We start from the raw sequence: 16038 nt of genomic DNA on the forward strand, positions 1-16038 counted from the left end.
TAATGTTAGTTAATACGCAATTTTTGTGCTTGCTCGGTGGTTAATACCTGTTTCAACTCGGCCTGCCATTTGGCAACAGCTGCATAAATCACTTCTTTTTTTCGGCCTTGCTTGTAGGCTTCTTCATGCCCATTGGCTCTTTCGAGGTTGATTTGAAACACTTTTGTTTTTTGCTCCTCTGTCAGCGACAGTTTTTTTGCCATTTTTTCGGTAATGTGCTTTATCTTTTCTTCCTTATTGAGGCGGGAAAAGCTGAATGCCTTGAAACTGATGGCTGAGATGGCAAGCAGGGCCAGTCCGAGGATGATTTGCTTTGTTTTCATTTGTCTGTTTTTTAAGTTAACGCTACAAAACTCTTATATTTGTCTGTAAAAAATAAGTAGTCATATTTTTTATATATAGTACAAAAAAATAGACTAATGGAAGATAAGAGAAAAAACAAAGATTTTAACCCGAATGGTTGCCCTGTGACGCATTGCATGAACCTGATTGGGGGAAAGTGGAAGCCCGTCATTATTCATTTGATACGAAAAGACTGCAACCGTTTTTCGATGCTTCAAAGGGCGATTCCTGATATTAGTAAACAGATGCTCGTGAATCAACTGCGAGAATTGGAAGAAGATGGGCTGGTGGAACGCATTATTTATGCCGAAATTCCACCCCGTGTGGAATATAAAATGTCAGATTATGGCCAAACGTTAGTGCCCATCATTGATGCCATGAGTAAGTGGGGGTTGCAGGATATGAAAGTGGAGTAAAGAAAGCGGGTTAAACGTATTGATTAAAAAACAGCAACGTATCCGCAATGTGTTCTTCCCAATACTCCCACGAATGACCGCCTGAAAATTCTTGGTAGGTATGAGGTATGTTGTTGGCAGTTAGGTTTTTGTGTAATTCTCGGTTGTGTTCAATCAAAATGTCTTCGCTACCACAATCGAAACGAAAAGGAGGTAAACAGCCTTCGTTTTGGAGCAAATACTCCCACACGCCGTCTTGTTCCAACGCATCGGTTTGTAATTGGTCAAAGTCTTCCACAAACTCACCAAGCTGATTGAAATGGGTAATACTTGACAAGCCCGAAAACGCCCGAAATAAGTTGGGGTACTTAGCTCCCAAGCGCATTGCCCCAAAACCACCCATCGATAGCCCCGTAATAAAAACGGGCGACTCGTCCGTCGCTTGCGGGAACTGCTCTTTTACTACTTGTAGTACATCTTCTACAATCCAACGCTCATAATCGGCGGTTTTGTGGGGTACATAACCACTGCCATCCCCGTACAATCCATCAGACGGCATTACCAAAATCATGGGGGTGATTTGTCCTGCGTCAATGAGTTTTTGTGCCGTTTCGTGTACTTTTCCTTTTACTGCCCAAGCCCAGTGGCTACCATATACGCCGTGTAACAAAATGACAATAGGAAGCACTCCCTCCGCCTTTGATGGGGTATAAACGGTTAAATCTGCCCGTTTTTTCAACGCATTACTTTTCACGGTAATAAAGTGTAAACCTTGAAAAAAGGCATTTTCGGTCGTAAAAAATGAACTCATAGGGGTTGTTTTTAAAACACAATGACTCCTTTGGCATTCACGCCCGCGTGCATGTCGGCAAACGCCTGCGACAAATCACTGAGCGGGTAGGTACGGGTCACCATTTCGTCTAAAATCAAATCACCTTTGGCGTAGAGGTCTTGCAAAATGGGGAAGTCTATTTGTGGACGGGTCTTGCCGTACAACGGGTTGATATATACTTTATCCCATTCAAATAAATTCATATCAATCACAATCTCCTGCTCTATGCCGCTGACCTGAACGGCCATCCCCGCATTTCGAACCATCGCCAACGGTGCTGCTCCCAATTCTGGAATGGCGGTACATTCAAACGCATAATCGGCACCGCGCCCGTCGGTCATGGTTTTAACTACTTTGGACGCATTCACCAAGCCTTTGTCGGTTTTTTCGGCCAAAACCGTGTGCGTGGCGCCGTATTCTTTGGCCATTTCGAGGCGCAAAGGATTAATATCGACGGCAATGATTTTGCCTGCTCCTGCGATGCGTGCGCCTTGGATGACGTTCAGACCCACGCCGCCCGTACCCAATACTACCACCGATGTGCCTGGTTTTACCTTGGCGGCATTGACCACTGAACCGTAGCCTGTCATCACGCCACAGCCGACAATCGCCGCAGAGCTGAAAGGCATCTCAACGTGCATTTTGACGCACGCGGCCTCACGCACAAGGGTGTATTCGGACATGGTACCGAGGCTAAAGGCACGTTCAATCGGAATATCGTTGTAGGTGGTTGAACTGAAAGTCGCATGGCCTTCGCTTAGTCTATTTCCCGCCGTGACTGCCGAGTTACGTTCGCAAATGTGTTGGTTTCCTTCTTGGCATTGAAAACATTCGTAGCAGGGAATCGCCCAATTGAGCATTACTTTGTCTCCCACTTGTAGCGATTTTACGCGATTTCCTACTTTTTTTACGATACCAGCCCCCTCGTGCCCCATAACCAGCGGCTTCCCCCACGACTGCGAATCCCAATCGGTATGGCATACCCCTGCGGCCTTGATTTCTACCAAGACTTCATCGCCTTGCGGGTCGGCTACGGTGATATTTTGAATGGAAAAATGGCCGTTGCCATCGGCAACGGCGGCTTTGGATTGTAACATGGATTCGTGCTTTTTTAAATGTTGCAGCTTATCTCACGAATTAGTGCGCTTTCAATGCTTCACCCTCAAACTGAATGCCGTCCCAACCGTACTTGATAAAGTTGCGGATGTTTTGGTGGTCGGTGCCATCGGGGTCGCCGAGGACGTCTTTGTTGTAAAAATCACCAAAGCAGTGGAGGGTATCTTGTTGGCTTAAACCTGATATTTTGGCAAAAGAAAATACTTTGCACGAACCCGAGTTTTGTCCCACGGCATTGTAGGTGTCTCCGTTCTTGAATGCCGTAGGGGTAAACTCAAAATTTGCCTCAATGTGGGCAATCACTTCTTGAAAACTGACTTCGTTGGCTTTAATTTGATCTAAAATCATGGGTCTTTTTTTGCCACAAAGGTAGGAATTATACGGTCAGCAATTCCATCAAATCACGTTTTTGGCCCGATTCTAAGTTGATTAACTCAAAGCGTTTGGCGGAGGTATAAGACCCCATGTCGGTATCACTGTTGATAAGAACTGCCCCCATCAAAATCACGTATTTGCAGTTGTAGGTAGTTTTTGAAACCAATTCGCAAATGCGAGCGTCGATGGCTTCATAAATTACTTCGGTTGCCTCAAATAGTGGCGTTTTAGCAGAGAGAATCCGTTCTTTTTGTTTGAGTAATATCTGTTCAAGGGTATTCATTTGGTAATCCAAATCAGTGACATTCCCTTCCACAATTTGGTCGTTCATTAATTTGGCCAACGCTCCCTTCGCAGCTCCGCAGCAGCCGCTATTTTTGTGCTGACCAAAACGGTGAATTTCTCCAATAGTTCCTGTTTTAGTGATTCCGATGTGCGGGCCGTAGTAGATAAACACCGCGCCATCGTCGGGAACGTGGCTGGCAAAAGCGCCCATGCCCGTCAGTCCCGTAAAAGGAAACCCGTCTAGGCCACCCATTTTGAAGGGGCCGAGCAGTTCTTTCGTACGAGCAGGATATTGAATACTGTTGACGTCGTCGCTACAAACGCTGTCGGCAAGCATTACTTGTTCGGGTTCGAGGTCAAGGTGTTCTTCAATAAAATCAATAAAACGATTGACACTGTCGATGGTCGTAATGGCATTAGGATACCACTGACGGATGATTTTTAATTTTTCTTTCTTGAGCATGATTTTTGAGAATTTGGGTTATAAAACAATGTTATTTTGGGGTTGAATGGCGGGTGGAAGGTCAGTTTCTCCGAGCATTTCTCGCATGTCAATTTCGATGGTTCGGCTCATTTGTGAAATCGGAACGTCGTTGGGACTTCCTTCAAATGGGTTTTCGGTACTTTCACCCACTTGGTCGAGCGTGGTGTACATCCAGCAAATCAGAATACTAAACGGCACCACAAACCAAATCATGTGTCCTTGCAAGACGCCCGAAATGGTTTCGTTGAGTTTGTCAAAATCTTTGAGCATTCCGTAGGGGAGGAGAATGCAAAAAATCCGAATAAAAACGGTGTTGATGGTCGCAAACTGACGCGGATAGGGGAAGTTTTTGATGCGTTCGCTGCGGCCTTGCTGGTCGTACAAATCCTTGATAGCGCGTTGCATTTCAACAAATTGAATGCTGTCGATTTGGTGGTTGCGGTACAACTCCTTGATGGTTTTGCTTTGTAAGCTCAGCAGTTGAGCCGCCTTGTTTTTGGTACCCATGATATACGAAAGCTCGTCTTTCGAAAGGTATTTTTCCAATTCGCTTTCCAACGAGCTTTGTTTTTCAGGAACAGAATAATATTTGTCTTGGTACTCGAGGTTGTGCTGAAGCGACTGTGCTTCCCACGAGCGGCCATCGCGCATGGCATAGCGCAAGGCGGTTAGCCACGCAAAATGCCGATAAACCAGTTGTTTAGATTGTTGAGGATTGTCCAAAAAATCGCGTGCCATAACGCCCCACGCGCGGCTACTGTTGAGAATACTACCCCAAATTTGCCGTGCCTCCCAGGTTCGGTTGTAGGTTTGGGTATTCTTAAAACCCACAATGAAGGCCGTGGCAGTACCTAACAAGGCGACTACTGTCCAAGGTACGGCCAGCCATTGCAAGTTTACATATTCGTACAAAAGCACAGGTATGACGCTCAGAATGACGAATTTGAGGATGTTTTTTCGAGTCCAGATGAGAAGCTCGGCGGTTGAATATCTTTTTCCTGCGTGCATGGGGCTATGTTGGGTTTTGAAATGAGTTTACAAATTATTTTTTCCTCTTAATATAACCAAATTTTTGGGAGGAACATGGGGGTATAGGTAAGACGTGAGGGGATGATAGAAGTCATGTTTTTAGCTGACTATTGTGTCTGTTTTGATAAAGGAGAGTGACTACTTTCGGGAGTCTTACCAATCATTATACTCATGAAAGTACTTGTTGTCGGCGGAAATTTTGCAGGAGCAACAGCCGCACTCGAAATTAAACGTAAACTAAAAGAGAAAGCAGAAGTTACCCTCATCGACCGTAACGAGAATTTTATATATATCCCTTCCTTGATTTGGGTACCCACCAAGCGTCGTGAGGTGTCCGAAATTGTTGTTCCCCGAAAAAAAGTGTTAGAAAAACGCGGTGTAAAGTTTGTTTTAGATACCGCTACCAAAGTGATACCTTCCGAAAACAAGGTTGTTACTGAAAAGGGAGAATACACCTATGACCAATTGGTGATTGCCACTGGGCCTAAGGTAAAGTTTGACATTGCACCAGGCATTAAAGAACACACTTGCTACATCGGAACGCCTCCTGGTGCGATGGATACACGCGCCAAATTGGAGGAATTTAAGAAAAATCCAGGCTCTATTGTGATTGGAGCTACGCAAGGAGCAGGTTGCATGGGGGCAGCGTATGAGTTTTTGTTCAACGTAGAAAAATGGCTTCGCGAGCAAAATATTCGTGAAAAAGTAGATTTGTATTGGGTAACTCCTGAGCCATTTTTAGGCCACTTCGGTATTGAAGGAATGCCACTTGGAGAAGAAATGCTCAAGAAGTTTATGGAGATGTTCCATATCCACTACCGTACGGGAGTAGGGATTAAAGAAGTAACCGAAAAATCGGTGATTTTGAGTACAGGAGAAGAAATTTCTTCTCAGTTTAATATGTTTATGCCACCTTTCATTGGAGTTGATTTTATTGCCAATTCACCCGAATTGAACACCCCTGCCAACCATTTTATTCCTGTGTTGCCTTCGTATCGTCACGAAACCATTCCGAATATTTGGGCAGCTGGACTTACCGTTGACGTGAAGCCTCCTTTCCAACAAGGCTCTGTTCCATTTTCGGTTCCCAAAACGGGGTATCCAAGCGATGTTTCGGGTAAAATTGTTGCCAATAACATTGTGAAAACGGTTCGAGGTGAATCAAAAATGGAAGAATTGCCGTGGGGAAAAATCACAGGTTTGTGTATCATGGATGCGGGAAAAAAAGAGGTCATTATCTTCAGCAACACGCTCTTTAAACCAAGGAAGTTTGCCGTAATGATTCCTAACGTAATCTACGATTTTGGAAAAGTATTGCTCGAAAAATACTTTATGTGGAAACTACGACACGGTTTGTCGTACCTGCCTTAGTCGATTTGAAGGTTTCCTTATTTACGTTCCCATCGGTGTCTTGCAAAAAAGCAAGAAGTCGGTGGGAACGATTATTTAGAGAAGAATGCCTTAAACCAACCGACATTCTTTAATTTTACAGCCTACATTAAACTTCGTTCTGTTTTGCTGTTTAAAGATATTATCGGTCACGACGAAACCAAACGCGCGCTTATTCGCTCAGTTCAAACCAACCACGTCGCTCATGCTCAGCTATTTGACGGGCCCGTAGGCGGGGCAGGTATTGCGCTGGCTTGGGCGTTTGCTACTTATGTCAATTGCGAAGACCGACAGCCCGAGGATTCTTGTGGGCGGTGTCCATCGTGTATCAAAATGCGTAAACTCGTCCATCCTGACGTGTATCACATCTTTCCATTGCCTCGTACACCCAAAGAGGGCGAAGATTTGTTGGCCGAGCTTACTCCCAAATGGCGCGCTTTTCTGGAAGAACAACCTTACCGAACGTTATCCGATTGGTTGGCGTATATCAATGCCACGGGTAATCAACAGGGGATTATTCCTATTCGTGAATCACGCGGCATTATCAATAAACTTTCACTCAAAGCGTTTGAGGGAGAGTATAAAATTATGTTGTTTTGGCAGCCTGAACTGCTCAATACAGCGGCGGCCAATGCACTGCTTAAAATTTTGGAAGAGCCTCCCCAAAAGACGTTGTTTTTGCTCATTTCGAGCCAGTCGGATAAGCTGCTGACAACCATTATTTCGCGGACACAACGGGTAGCAGTGCGGGGTTTTGATGACGAAGAGGTTACTCAATTTTTATCCCAAAAAGGAATCGACGAGCGCCGTGCGCGGCAAATAGCGTTTTTGTGCGAAGGCAATTTGTCGGAAGCCATGCGCTTGACCCACGAAACCGAAGACGACCGCCATGCGTGGTTTGCCAATTGGATGCGGAAATGCTACTCGCGCGATTTTGGGGCTTTGGTGAAGTTGGCGGATGAGTTTGATGGTCTTGGAAAAGAAAAACAAAAAAGGATTTTTGACTACACTCTCAATCTATTTCGTGATTTGTTTTTATGGCAAAACGGCGTGGAAGATTTGCTTCGTTTGCAAGATGAAGAACTGGGTTTTGTGCAAAAATTTGGGAAAGCAGTTGTACCTGCTTCCATCGAATTGCTCATTCAAGAAATGACGGAAGGGTATTATCACCTTGAGCGAAATGCCCGCGCTAAAGTGCTTTTTTTGGACATTTCACTGACGGCTGCTCGAACGATGCGAGGGTAAAAACTGGGAACTAAAATGCAGTTTGTGGGCTGACGAAAAAATGTCCAATATCAACGGCTCACCTGTGTTGGTAGCATTGTCTAACAAACGACCCTTTTTGACCATTTGTAATAAGTTCAGAAATGGCTGGTCTTCTTCGTACGCCTTTTTTATTTTTTTGAGCGTAAACCAAACGAGTTTATCATGAAATGTTTTGCTAAAAAAGTACGTTTGAGAAGAGCCTGTATCAGACCAATCGTGCCGCGCAAAAAGCCATAATTCTTCCTTGGGTAAAGACGATGTGGCTTCATAACCCAAAATTTCGAGCAAATAGCCTTCTTTATAGCACCAATCAACCCCATTTTCTCGGTATCCAAATACATCTTCCAAACTGTAGTTGTAGGTCGAATCGGGGGTGGTTAATTTCATTCGAGTCATGCGAGGAATGCGCAAATGATAGCCTTTGGCATCGTTTGAAAAGCCATTGGTGAGGCGTTGATGGATAAAATCATCAAAGGTGAGGTAAATGCCGTTGGTGTTGTTTGCCAATTTACTTTGTGCAAAGGAAGTCTCAATGGACAAAACCCCAAACGCCCCTAACAATTGAAGAAAAATAAATAATCGCTTCATTAAATTTTGGCTCCTTCTTTGATGTCCTCTCGTGCGTTGACAATAATTTGACTTTCTGGTGTAAGGCGACCGAAAACTTCGACTTTTTCGCCCGATTGTTGCCCACGTCTGACGTCAACGAAACGGGTTTGGCCATTTTCGACGCAGATAACGTATTGTCGTTCGGTGGAAGTGATGACGGCCGAGGTGGGTACAGATAAGGCGTCAGGCGAACCGTGGGTGTCTAAAATTACTTCGGCAAACATTCCTGATTTAAAGGTGCTTTTTTCGTTTGGAACGTCAATTTCGACAGTTTCGGAGCGGAATTGGTCGTTTAAGTCACCCGAACGCCGACTGATTTTTCCTTGAAAAACCTTGCCAGGCAAGGCACTAACGGTATAGCTAACGGTCTTGCCTTGTGTAAGTCCAACACTGTACGATTCGGGAATATCCACGACTAGCCTCAAGCGGCTGTGTTGTTGTAGTACCAACATCGGACGCTCCATTTTTGCCCCCGAACCCACCAATGTTCCAGGGTGAACGTTCCGTTCGGTAATGACGCCGTCGAAAGGGGCGCGCACCGTTAGGTAGTCCCTGATTTTGGTAAGGGCTCTAAAATTGGCTTCCTCGCCTAAGGTAGATGCGCTGTCGGCCATCATTCGGGCACGTGCAGCCTCCAACTCAAGTGCGGCTACAGAGCCTGCCACCTTGCTACTGGCTTTCAGCCGCAAATAGTGTTCTCGACTGGCGGTTAGTAAGGCGTTGGCTTTAAGGTTATTGGAGCGAGCTGCTATTAACTTCTCCTCTGATTCTGGCGAGTCTAATACCATTAAAATTTGACCCTTACGGACTAAACTCCCGCGGTCAACCAGCACTTTTTCTACAAAACCGTCGGCTTTTGGATAGATGTTTACTTCCTGATAAGCCCTAAATTCGGCAGGCAGTTGCACAACTTCTCCTACTTTGTCTTGCGACACCCGCCCGAGGGTATAAGTGGGTTGTACCTTTTGGGTTTTGGCCTTTTGCGGTGGTAATGAGGTGGATTTGGACGACCGAAAGAGGACGAAGCTTACGAAAGCAATAAATACGGCTAAACAAATAAATAGAATGGTTTTCATTGCTATTAATGAACTAAAGAATGATGAGTGATGGATGTGGTTTCGGTAATGTCAGCATCGGGAATTGGTTCAGAGTCAGGCAGAAGCGACGGGTTGCCGAAGGAGGTTTTTTGTTGGAGTAGCACATATACTTGCGGAACAATGTAAAGTGCCGCAAAGGTGGAAGCAATCAATCCACCGATAACCGCTCGGCCCAACGGTGCTACCTGCTCACCTGCTTCGCCCATTCCTAACGCCATCGGCACCATGCCCGCAATCATCGCAAAACTGGTCATAAGCACAGGGCGGAGTCGAATCCCAACGCTGTCGATGGCGGCTTGTTTGGCATTGTGGTACAGCATACGAAGTTGTTCGGCATTCGTAACAATTAAAATGGCGTTGGCCACCGAAATCCCAACCGACATGATGATGCCCATGTATGATTGTAGGTTGAGGGTGCTGCCCGTTAACAGTAATAGTCCAATGGCTCCCACTAACACAGCGGGAATCGTTGATAAGACGACAATAGAAAGTTTAAATGATTGATAATTAGCCGCCAATAATAAAAATATGGCCAAAATCGCGATGGCAAGCCCCTCTTGTAAGCTTTGGAGGGTTTCGATAAGCAAAGACGACATTCCCTTGATTTCGGTAAGAAGTCCTTTCGGGGTATCGCCTAGTTCGGCCATTGATTTTTCGACGGCTTTGGTGGCATTCCCCAAATCTTTGTGGTGGATGTTGGCCGAAACGGTTACAAAGCGCCGAGGGCCTGTGCGCGCGTATTCTCCTGGTAAAGTATCCATTGAAAAAACAGCCACGTCCGACAAAACGGGCCGAACCTGCCCCGCAACCAGCGGAATTTCTTTTAATTGTGTAAGGTTGCTCATGGCATATTCGGGAATTTGTACCTGTACCTGATACGTATAGGCCGACTGTTTATCGAGCCATTGGTTTTTTTCGGTAAAACGGCTAGATGAGGTGGAGGCTGTAACCGAACGAGTGACGTCCTGTAGAGATAAGCCCATCAAGGCCAATTTTCGGCGGTCTAAGCGGATATTAATAACAGGAAATTTGAGCGGTTGAATGATACGAACGTCGCGCAAAAAAGGCACATGAGCCAGTTGAGTGACTAGCTTGTTGGCGTAGCCCTCAATTTGTTTCATGTCTCGTCCTGCCACTTGTACTTCGATGGGAGTATAAGCGCCTTGGCTCATCAATTTTTCGGTCAGGTCAGCAGGCTCAAACGACAGGGTGAGGTCGGGCATTTTTTCTGCCACGGTGGTTCGCAGCTGTTCCTTAAAATCCTGCATATTGACATGGTAGTCGTTGTTTAGGGCTACTTTAATCACCGCATCGTTCGACCCGCTAGTGCTTACGTAGAGGTTGGTGGTTGCATAATTGGTAGGAACGACCCCCACATAAGCCGACGAAACGGCAAGGTTGCCTTCGGAAACCTCATCGACGGCCTCCAACAGTTTCTTTACGCGTTCTTCGGTGCGTTCGAGCCGCGTTCCGTCGGGGGTTTTCATCCGAATCACCATCTGTTTACCGTTGATTTGCGGTAACATGTCTTTCCCAATGAACATAAAACCAAGCCCTGCCAATACCAAAACCAGCACAGTATAGCCCGTCACCATCCAGCCGTTGAACCTCAGTAGTTGCTGGGTTTGTTGAATAAATCCATTTTTTAGGGAATCAAAAAAGCTGGGTTTTGCTTCAAAATCAGGGCCTTTAGGTTGGTGGTGGACTTTGATTAAATAATTGGAAAGAATCGGAACTAAGCTTTGTGCCAAAAAATACGAGACGGTCATGGCAAAGCCAATCGAAAGCGAAAGCGGCAAAAACATGGCCTTGGGGACGCCTGTCATCAGAAAAGAAGGGGCAAAAACCGCCAAAATACACAACAGAATCAACAACAACGGCAAAGCAACCTCTTGGCAAGCTTCAAAAATAGCCTGCTTTTTAGGCTTGCCCATTTCTAGGTGTTGGTGAATGTTTTCGATGGTGACCGTGGCCTGATCTACCAGAATACCAATCGCCAAAGACAGGCCAGACAACGTCATAATATTGATGGTCTGACCTGCCAAATTCAACAAAAAAACAGAAATGGTTATCGATACAGGAATAGTTAAAATGACAATCAAAGAACTGCGCCAATCACCCAGAAAAAGCAAAACCATCAGGCCCGTAAGAATGGCGCCAAGCCCACCTTCAAACAAAAGACTTTTGACGGCATTGATTACAAAAATTGACTGGTCAAACTCGTACGAAACCTCGATGTCGTCGGGCAATAGACTGCGCATTTCGGGCAATTTTGCCTTTAATTTCGTAACCACATCCCAAGTAGAGGCATCGGCTGTTTTTACGACAGGAATATAGGACGACCGACTTCCGTTGACCAACGCATAGCCCGCCGTCACGTCTGAGCCGTCTGAAACGGTGGCTACGTCCTTCAAAAAAATGCTGCGGTGGCCTTTGGTAACAATCGAAATTTGGTTAAAATCTTCCACCTTGTCTTCGAGCGAGTTGAGGGTGGTGATGTACGATTTGTTTTCTACCCGAATATTTCCCGACGGCGTCATGACATTGTTGGTGGCCATAGCATCTACGACCTCATCGGGCGACACATGCAGGCTGCGAATTTTCTCGGGGTTAAGGTTGATGACAATCGTTCGGGAATTGGTACCAATTGGCGGGGGCGCTGAAAGTCCAGGAATGGTTGAGAAAAGGGGGCGAATGCGGGTAACGGCCAATTCGTGGATTTCTTTCAGCGCCCGCGTTTTGCTACTAAAGACTAAATCGCCAATCGGTACCGACGACGCATCGTACCGCACTACTTGGGGGGGTAAAGCACCTGGGGGAAAAAATTTCATGGCACGATTTACCTGAATCGCCACTTCGGCCGCCGCTTGGGCCATGTCAGTGCCTTCGTAAAACGCTAATTTGACAATCGTCAGTCCTTGTACACTGCGACTTTGGATTTCTTTTATACCCGACACATACAAAAACTGGTCTTGCATACGTGTCGCAAAAAAACCTTCCATTTGAGCAGGCGACATCCCTCCGTAGGGTTCGATAACGTAAATCACGGGGGAGTTAAGCTTGGGAAAAATATCAATGGGGATTCTGGTAGAGGCCAAAATGGAAAAAATGAGCATTCCCCCAATGAGCACGAGTGCGGATAATGGACGTTTTAATGAAGTGGATAGGAGCGACATAACGACAAATGATGGGGGCTATCGGTGTTTGAAAAGCTTAAAAAATGAGTCAAAATCGTTGGTAACGTACGCTTTTTGTAACAGCAGAGCGACCGAACGATGCTGCGTCGCTAGGTAGTCTTTCTCAACCGACGTCAGTAATTGGAGGGATTCACTTAGGCCAAGTATGTTATCTAAACCATTTTGGTAACGCGACAAGCGTTGCTGATACACATCAGAGGCGGCACGAAGCGAACTCGAAAAATCGTGGAGCTCGTGTTGCAAAACAGCCAATACCGAATCGGCTGTCGTGGAGATGTTTTGCAATTGGAGTTGTTCGGATGCTTGTTGGAAATTCGCTTCCTGAACGCGGTATTGCTGCAACCGAATACGGTTGGCTACCCGCCGAAAATCCATCAAATTGACTGTAATGGCCAGCCCCGTTAGGACATTGGCGCGGCTATACACCAAGCCTGCGGGCAGCGGGCCGTACTTATTTTCCACATTGATACTTGAACCCCGTGCCGATGCAGCGGCTAAGAAGGACACCCTAGGCATGGCCGCTTTCCGAATGACGTCTATTTCTGCTGACTGCCTCCGTACGATGCTTTCTTGGTATTTCAGTAAGGGATGATTGGCCGAAACGTCGGTTGGGCGAAGACTTTCCAAAGAAGATTGAATACGAAGTGTGGTGTCTATTTTCAGGGCATTGACGGGCTTGCCCGTGAGCGTGGCCAGTCGTATTTGGGCTTGGTAGTAATTTTCTAATACCTGACGATACGCTATCTGTGCTTTTGATACTTGTACCCTTACGAGCGAGGAGTCTAGCCCTGCTTTGATGCCATTGTTGACAAGGTTGGTGATGATTCGTCGGACGGTATCAATGCGGGCAATGTTCTGCTGTTCAATGCTTAACTGCTGCCCAAACCGAAGCATTTCTAGGTAGGTTCCGATGACCAATTGCTGTAATTGAAACTTTTCTTTCTCCAGAATGGATTCCCCCACCACTGCTTCGGTACGAGCAAGCTGGTCTTCTGATTTGTACCTGCCAAAATTATAAATCTCCCAATCCATGCTCGCTAGGGCAATGTTTCCCGAAGCTAAGTCCATACGATTGACACCTCTTCGAGCGCCAGAAGTGGGGACAATAAGCCCAAGTGAAAAATACGAACCCGACATGCCATTGGCGGTGCCTAGGTCTATTTGATCATGCAACCGTACGTTGGGAAGTCGGTTTTCACGCATCACAGCGGCATTGGTTCGGGCGGCATCTAAGGCCGCCCTTTTTGCAGCAATGGTGGGATAATGTTGTATCGTCAACTCGATGGCTTGTTCTAATGTAAGTGTCTGGGCATGAAGGCTGTTTGCGCTGAATAGCACAAGCAAAAAAGCAAAATAGTGATAAAGACGACCCGCTATCATGTGTTGGTTAAAGGTAAATGGTGTTGGTAAATTGGCGCACTTACAACGATTTCCCAAAGTACGTACCCATTCCATTAGAGGCTAATTAGACAATTATTAGAATTTGATTAAAAACCCATTCAAGGGGATAAATTGGTTACTTTAGCGGTATTAATGAAGTTGAAAAACCATGCCATAACGTGTTATGAATGTATTAGTAGTAGAAGACGACGCGGAGCTTGCCCAGTTCATTCAGAAAGGCTTACACTCAGAAGGAAACTCCGTAACGTTGGCTTTTGATGGGACAATTGGCCGAAGTTTTGTCAATGACCATCGCTTTGATGTGGTTGTTTTAGACGTAAGTCTTCCTGGAATGAACGGCTACGATTTGTGTCATTATATCAAACAAAATTGGCCAGCTATTCCCGTTTTATTACTCACGGCTTTGGGTAGCTTAGATAATAAAGTCGCTGGTTTTGAGGCAGGTGCAGACGATTATTTGACAAAACCTTTTGCTTTTAAAGAATTATTGTTTCGACTTAAAGCGCTTTCTCGCCGCCATTCTGTTCAGCCAATGGTACCCAAACGCCTCGAAGTAGCGGATTTGGTGCTTGATACCGACTCGCATCAGGTGTGGCGAGGAGGAAAGCGTATTATCCTTACGGCACGTGAATATGCGCTACTTGAATACCTACTGATAAACCAAGGACGCGTTATGAGTCGGGTGAATATTCAAGAGAATGTCTGGGATATTCATTTTAACACCAATACCAACGTGGTGGATGTCTATATCAATTATTTGCGTCGAAAAATTGATACCGAAGAACCGAAGTTGGTACACACTGTTTTTGGCGTAGGCTACATGATAGGGCTAGAACCATGAGAATTAAACAGAGAATAACCATCGCATTTGGTCTATTGGTTGCGACCCTCCTTTTTTTATTTTCACTTTTTATCTACCAAGCCTACGAAACCAACCGCCGTTCGCTGATGAAAACCCGTTTGCAGCGAAGAGCGCTTGCAATTCAGTCGTATTTCAAAAGCCGAAATGAGTTCTGGCAATCCAGCTATTTGACGCTGCTCGATCAGCATGAATCATTGTTTGATTCAAAAAACAAGCGGGTATATTCGACTTCGGAAGCATACGTCCCGTCGGCCAAAATACTTCAAGAAGCCCGCAAGGGAGAGGTTTATTTTAGTTACAACACTTCCACTTGGGAATACCCGATGGAAGGGGTAGCCCTTTCGTTTATCAATAAGGGAGAAAAGTACGTTGCAATCGTCACGGCCTATGATTTGACGGGGCGACAAACGGGAGATAACCTCATCTTGACTTTAATTGCGGGCAACAACATTGCGCTGGTCATCATCGTTTTTGTGGGTTTTTTGTTTGCCCAACGGGCCATGCAACCTTTTGACCGATTGATTCGGCAAATCAATGGGGCGAGTGTAAATGACTTCTCGTTTCGGTTGCAATACGACAATACAAAGCCCAACGAGGCGAGTTATTTGGCCGACGCCTTCAACTTGCTGTTGAATCGGTTGCAGCAATCAATGCGTAGTCATGAGCATTTTATTCGTTATGCCTCGCACGAAATTCGGACACCATTGACGGTTGTGAAGGGAATGTTAGAAACAAGTTTGGCCTACGATAAATCGCTGGCAACTACCCGCGAAAGTACCGAAAAAGCCCTCGTACGTTTGGAAGGTGCCATCGAACTGGCAACGGTGCTGTTACAGCTGACCGAAGTAGAAGGTTTAAAAGACAGTCGTTTGCAAGAGGATATAAATGTTGTCGATACCATTTTGGATACGATGGGGTATTTTCAGGAAAAGTACCCATCGCAACTTGTTGACCTCCAATTGAGCGATGCCTTTATTGAACATAGTTCTGTCATTAAAGTTGTCGGAAATAATAGTTTACTCCGAACAGTTTTAATCAACATCATTGACAATGCGTGTAAATATTCTGCGCATCAGCCTGTTTTAGTTCAGTTAGATTATCAACCACAATGGACTGTTATTGAGGTGGTAGATAAAGGTATTGGCATTCCTGAGTCTCAGCTTGATGAGGTTTTTTTGCCAATGATGCGTGCTGAAAATGTAGGTGACATCAAAGGATTTGGATTGGGACTTACCTTGGCGAATAAAGTGATGACCATTCACCAAGGTAAGTTAGAAATCCAATCCGTCCCGAATCAGGGAACAACCGTGTCGCTGAGTTTGCCCACTTCTTTGTTAAAGGTTTAACTCCTTTTCTTTT

At 45.5% G+C, this 16038-nt stretch carries 15 protein-coding genes; 5 read left to right on the forward strand and 10 right to left on the reverse strand.

The window, feature by feature from the left end:
• Window positions 1-5: 5 nt before the first annotated feature.
• Window positions 6-323, reverse strand: coding sequence for a DUF4890 domain-containing protein (locus AC23N5_RS20160; RefSeq protein WP_183971259.1), 318 nt, complete (start codon window positions 321-323; stop codon window positions 6-8).
• A gap of 96 nt (window positions 324-419) precedes the next feature.
• Between AC23N5_RS20160 and AC23N5_RS20165 the strand changes: the two genes are divergently transcribed.
• A complete protein-coding gene (locus AC23N5_RS20165) occupies window positions 420-758 on the forward strand; it encodes a winged helix-turn-helix transcriptional regulator (RefSeq protein WP_487756997.1) in 339 nt (112 codons plus the stop codon).
• A 10-nt stretch (window positions 759-768) separates the two neighbouring features.
• Here the strand turns inward: AC23N5_RS20165 and AC23N5_RS20170 are convergent, their stop codons facing one another.
• The 5 genes from AC23N5_RS20170 to AC23N5_RS20190 are packed head-to-tail and all read right to left on the reverse strand — an operon-like array spanning window position 769 to window position 4837.
• Window positions 769-1548: an alpha/beta hydrolase gene (locus tag AC23N5_RS20170; protein ID WP_487756998.1), complete on the reverse strand. Its 780-nt coding sequence runs from the start codon at window positions 1546-1548 to the stop codon at window positions 769-771.
• An 11-nt stretch (window positions 1549-1559) separates the two neighbouring features.
• Window positions 1560-2666 carry an alcohol dehydrogenase catalytic domain-containing protein gene (locus AC23N5_RS20175; RefSeq protein ID WP_487756999.1) on the reverse strand — a complete coding sequence of 369 codons (1107 nt, stop codon included), beginning with the start codon at window positions 2664-2666 and terminating at the stop codon, window positions 1560-1562.
• 40 nt (window positions 2667-2706) lie between these two features.
• Window positions 2707-3033 (reverse strand): HopJ type III effector protein, encoded by a 327-nt coding sequence (locus AC23N5_RS20180; RefSeq protein WP_487757000.1) that lies wholly within the window; start codon window positions 3031-3033, stop codon window positions 2707-2709.
• Window positions 3034-3061: 28 nt separating this feature from the next.
• Window positions 3062-3808 (reverse strand): hypothetical protein, encoded by a 747-nt coding sequence (locus AC23N5_RS20185; protein WP_183971264.1) that lies wholly within the window; start codon window positions 3806-3808, stop codon window positions 3062-3064.
• An 18-nt stretch (window positions 3809-3826) separates the two neighbouring features.
• Window positions 3827-4837: a bestrophin family protein gene (locus tag AC23N5_RS20190; RefSeq protein WP_183971265.1), complete on the reverse strand. Its 1011-nt coding sequence runs from the start codon at window positions 4835-4837 to the stop codon at window positions 3827-3829.
• A 192-nt stretch (window positions 4838-5029) separates the two neighbouring features.
• On the opposite strand from AC23N5_RS20190, the gene AC23N5_RS20195 reads away from it, so the two are divergent.
• Window positions 5030-6229, forward strand: a complete 1200-nt coding sequence (locus AC23N5_RS20195) for an NAD(P)/FAD-dependent oxidoreductase (RefSeq protein WP_487757001.1) — start codon at window positions 5030-5032, stop codon at window positions 6227-6229.
• A 144-nt stretch (window positions 6230-6373) separates the two neighbouring features.
• Window positions 6374-7492, forward strand: coding sequence for a DNA polymerase III subunit (locus tag AC23N5_RS20200; RefSeq protein WP_183971267.1), 1119 nt, complete (start codon window positions 6374-6376; stop codon window positions 7490-7492).
• On the opposite strand, the gene AC23N5_RS20205 is transcribed toward AC23N5_RS20200, so the two are convergent.
• Genes AC23N5_RS20205 through AC23N5_RS20220 form a run of 4 tightly spaced genes read right to left on the reverse strand, consistent with a single transcriptional unit; the run spans window position 7460 to window position 13796 of the window.
• The gene (locus tag AC23N5_RS20205; RefSeq protein WP_487757002.1) at window positions 7460-8101 is read right to left on the reverse strand and encodes a hypothetical protein; all 642 of its coding nucleotides are present in this window, start codon (window positions 8099-8101) and stop codon (window positions 7460-7462) included. The genes AC23N5_RS20200 and AC23N5_RS20205 overlap by 33 nt on opposite strands.
• Complete coding sequence (locus tag AC23N5_RS20210; protein WP_487757003.1) at window positions 8101-9198, reverse strand: efflux RND transporter periplasmic adaptor subunit; 1098 nt, start codon at window positions 9196-9198, stop codon at window positions 8101-8103. Before AC23N5_RS20210 ends, AC23N5_RS20205 begins: the two co-directional genes overlap by 1 nt.
• Before the next feature lie 5 nt (window positions 9199-9203).
• On the reverse strand, window positions 9204-12395 hold the full coding sequence (locus AC23N5_RS20215; protein WP_487757004.1) for an efflux RND transporter permease subunit: 3192 nt from the start codon (window positions 12393-12395) through the stop codon (window positions 9204-9206).
• 18 nt (window positions 12396-12413) lie between these two features.
• Window positions 12414-13796, reverse strand: a complete 1383-nt coding sequence (locus AC23N5_RS20220) for a TolC family protein (RefSeq protein WP_487757005.1) — start codon at window positions 13794-13796, stop codon at window positions 12414-12416.
• A 184-nt stretch (window positions 13797-13980) separates the two neighbouring features.
• Here AC23N5_RS20220 and AC23N5_RS20225 point away from each other — a divergent pair, with 184 nt between their 5' ends.
• Together AC23N5_RS20225 and AC23N5_RS20230 are read left to right on the forward strand one after the other, a co-directional pair.
• Window positions 13981-14658, forward strand: a complete 678-nt coding sequence (locus AC23N5_RS20225) for a response regulator transcription factor (protein ID WP_122929110.1) — start codon at window positions 13981-13983, stop codon at window positions 14656-14658.
• Entirely contained in the window at window positions 14655-16025 is a 1371-nt protein-coding gene (locus AC23N5_RS20230; RefSeq protein ID WP_487757006.1) for a sensor histidine kinase, read from the forward strand. Before AC23N5_RS20225 ends, AC23N5_RS20230 begins: the two co-directional genes overlap by 4 nt.
• The last annotated feature ends 13 nt before the right edge of the window (window positions 16026-16038 follow it).

It is taken from the genome of Runella sp. R5_40 (assembly GCF_057652295.1).

Excerpts from the sequence above, each read along its gene's own strand:
- AC23N5_RS20160 (WP_183971259.1), bottom strand. The coding sequence starts at position 323 with ATGAAAACAAAGCAAATCATCCTCGGACTGGCCCTGCTTGCCATCTCA.
- AC23N5_RS20165 (WP_487756997.1), top strand. The coding sequence starts at position 420 with ATGGAAGATAAGAGAAAAAACAAAGATTTTAACCCGAATGGTTGCCCT.
- AC23N5_RS20170 (WP_487756998.1), bottom strand. The coding sequence starts at position 1,548 with ATGAGTTCATTTTTTACGACCGAAAATGCCTTTTTTCAAGGTTTACAC.
- AC23N5_RS20175 (WP_487756999.1), bottom strand. The coding sequence starts at position 2,666 with ATGTTACAATCCAAAGCCGCCGTTGCCGATGGCAACGGCCATTTTTCC.
- AC23N5_RS20180 (WP_487757000.1), bottom strand. The coding sequence starts at position 3,033 with ATGATTTTAGATCAAATTAAAGCCAACGAAGTCAGTTTTCAAGAAGTG.
- AC23N5_RS20185 (WP_183971264.1), bottom strand. The coding sequence starts at position 3,808 with ATGCTCAAGAAAGAAAAATTAAAAATCATCCGTCAGTGGTATCCTAAT.
- AC23N5_RS20190 (WP_183971265.1), bottom strand. The coding sequence starts at position 4,837 with ATGCACGCAGGAAAAAGATATTCAACCGCCGAGCTTCTCATCTGGACT.
- AC23N5_RS20195 (WP_487757001.1), top strand. The coding sequence starts at position 5,030 with ATGAAAGTACTTGTTGTCGGCGGAAATTTTGCAGGAGCAACAGCCGCA.
- AC23N5_RS20205 (WP_487757002.1), bottom strand. The coding sequence starts at position 8,101 with ATGAAGCGATTATTTATTTTTCTTCAATTGTTAGGGGCGTTTGGGGTT.
- AC23N5_RS20210 (WP_487757003.1), bottom strand. The coding sequence starts at position 9,198 with ATGAAAACCATTCTATTTATTTGTTTAGCCGTATTTATTGCTTTCGTA.
- AC23N5_RS20215 (WP_487757004.1), bottom strand. The coding sequence starts at position 12,395 with ATGTCGCTCCTATCCACTTCATTAAAACGTCCATTATCCGCACTCGTG.
- AC23N5_RS20220 (WP_487757005.1), bottom strand. The coding sequence starts at position 13,796 with ATGATAGCGGGTCGTCTTTATCACTATTTTGCTTTTTTGCTTGTGCTA.
- AC23N5_RS20225 (WP_122929110.1), top strand. The coding sequence starts at position 13,981 with ATGAATGTATTAGTAGTAGAAGACGACGCGGAGCTTGCCCAGTTCATT.
- AC23N5_RS20230 (WP_487757006.1), top strand. The coding sequence starts at position 14,655 with ATGAGAATTAAACAGAGAATAACCATCGCATTTGGTCTATTGGTTGCG.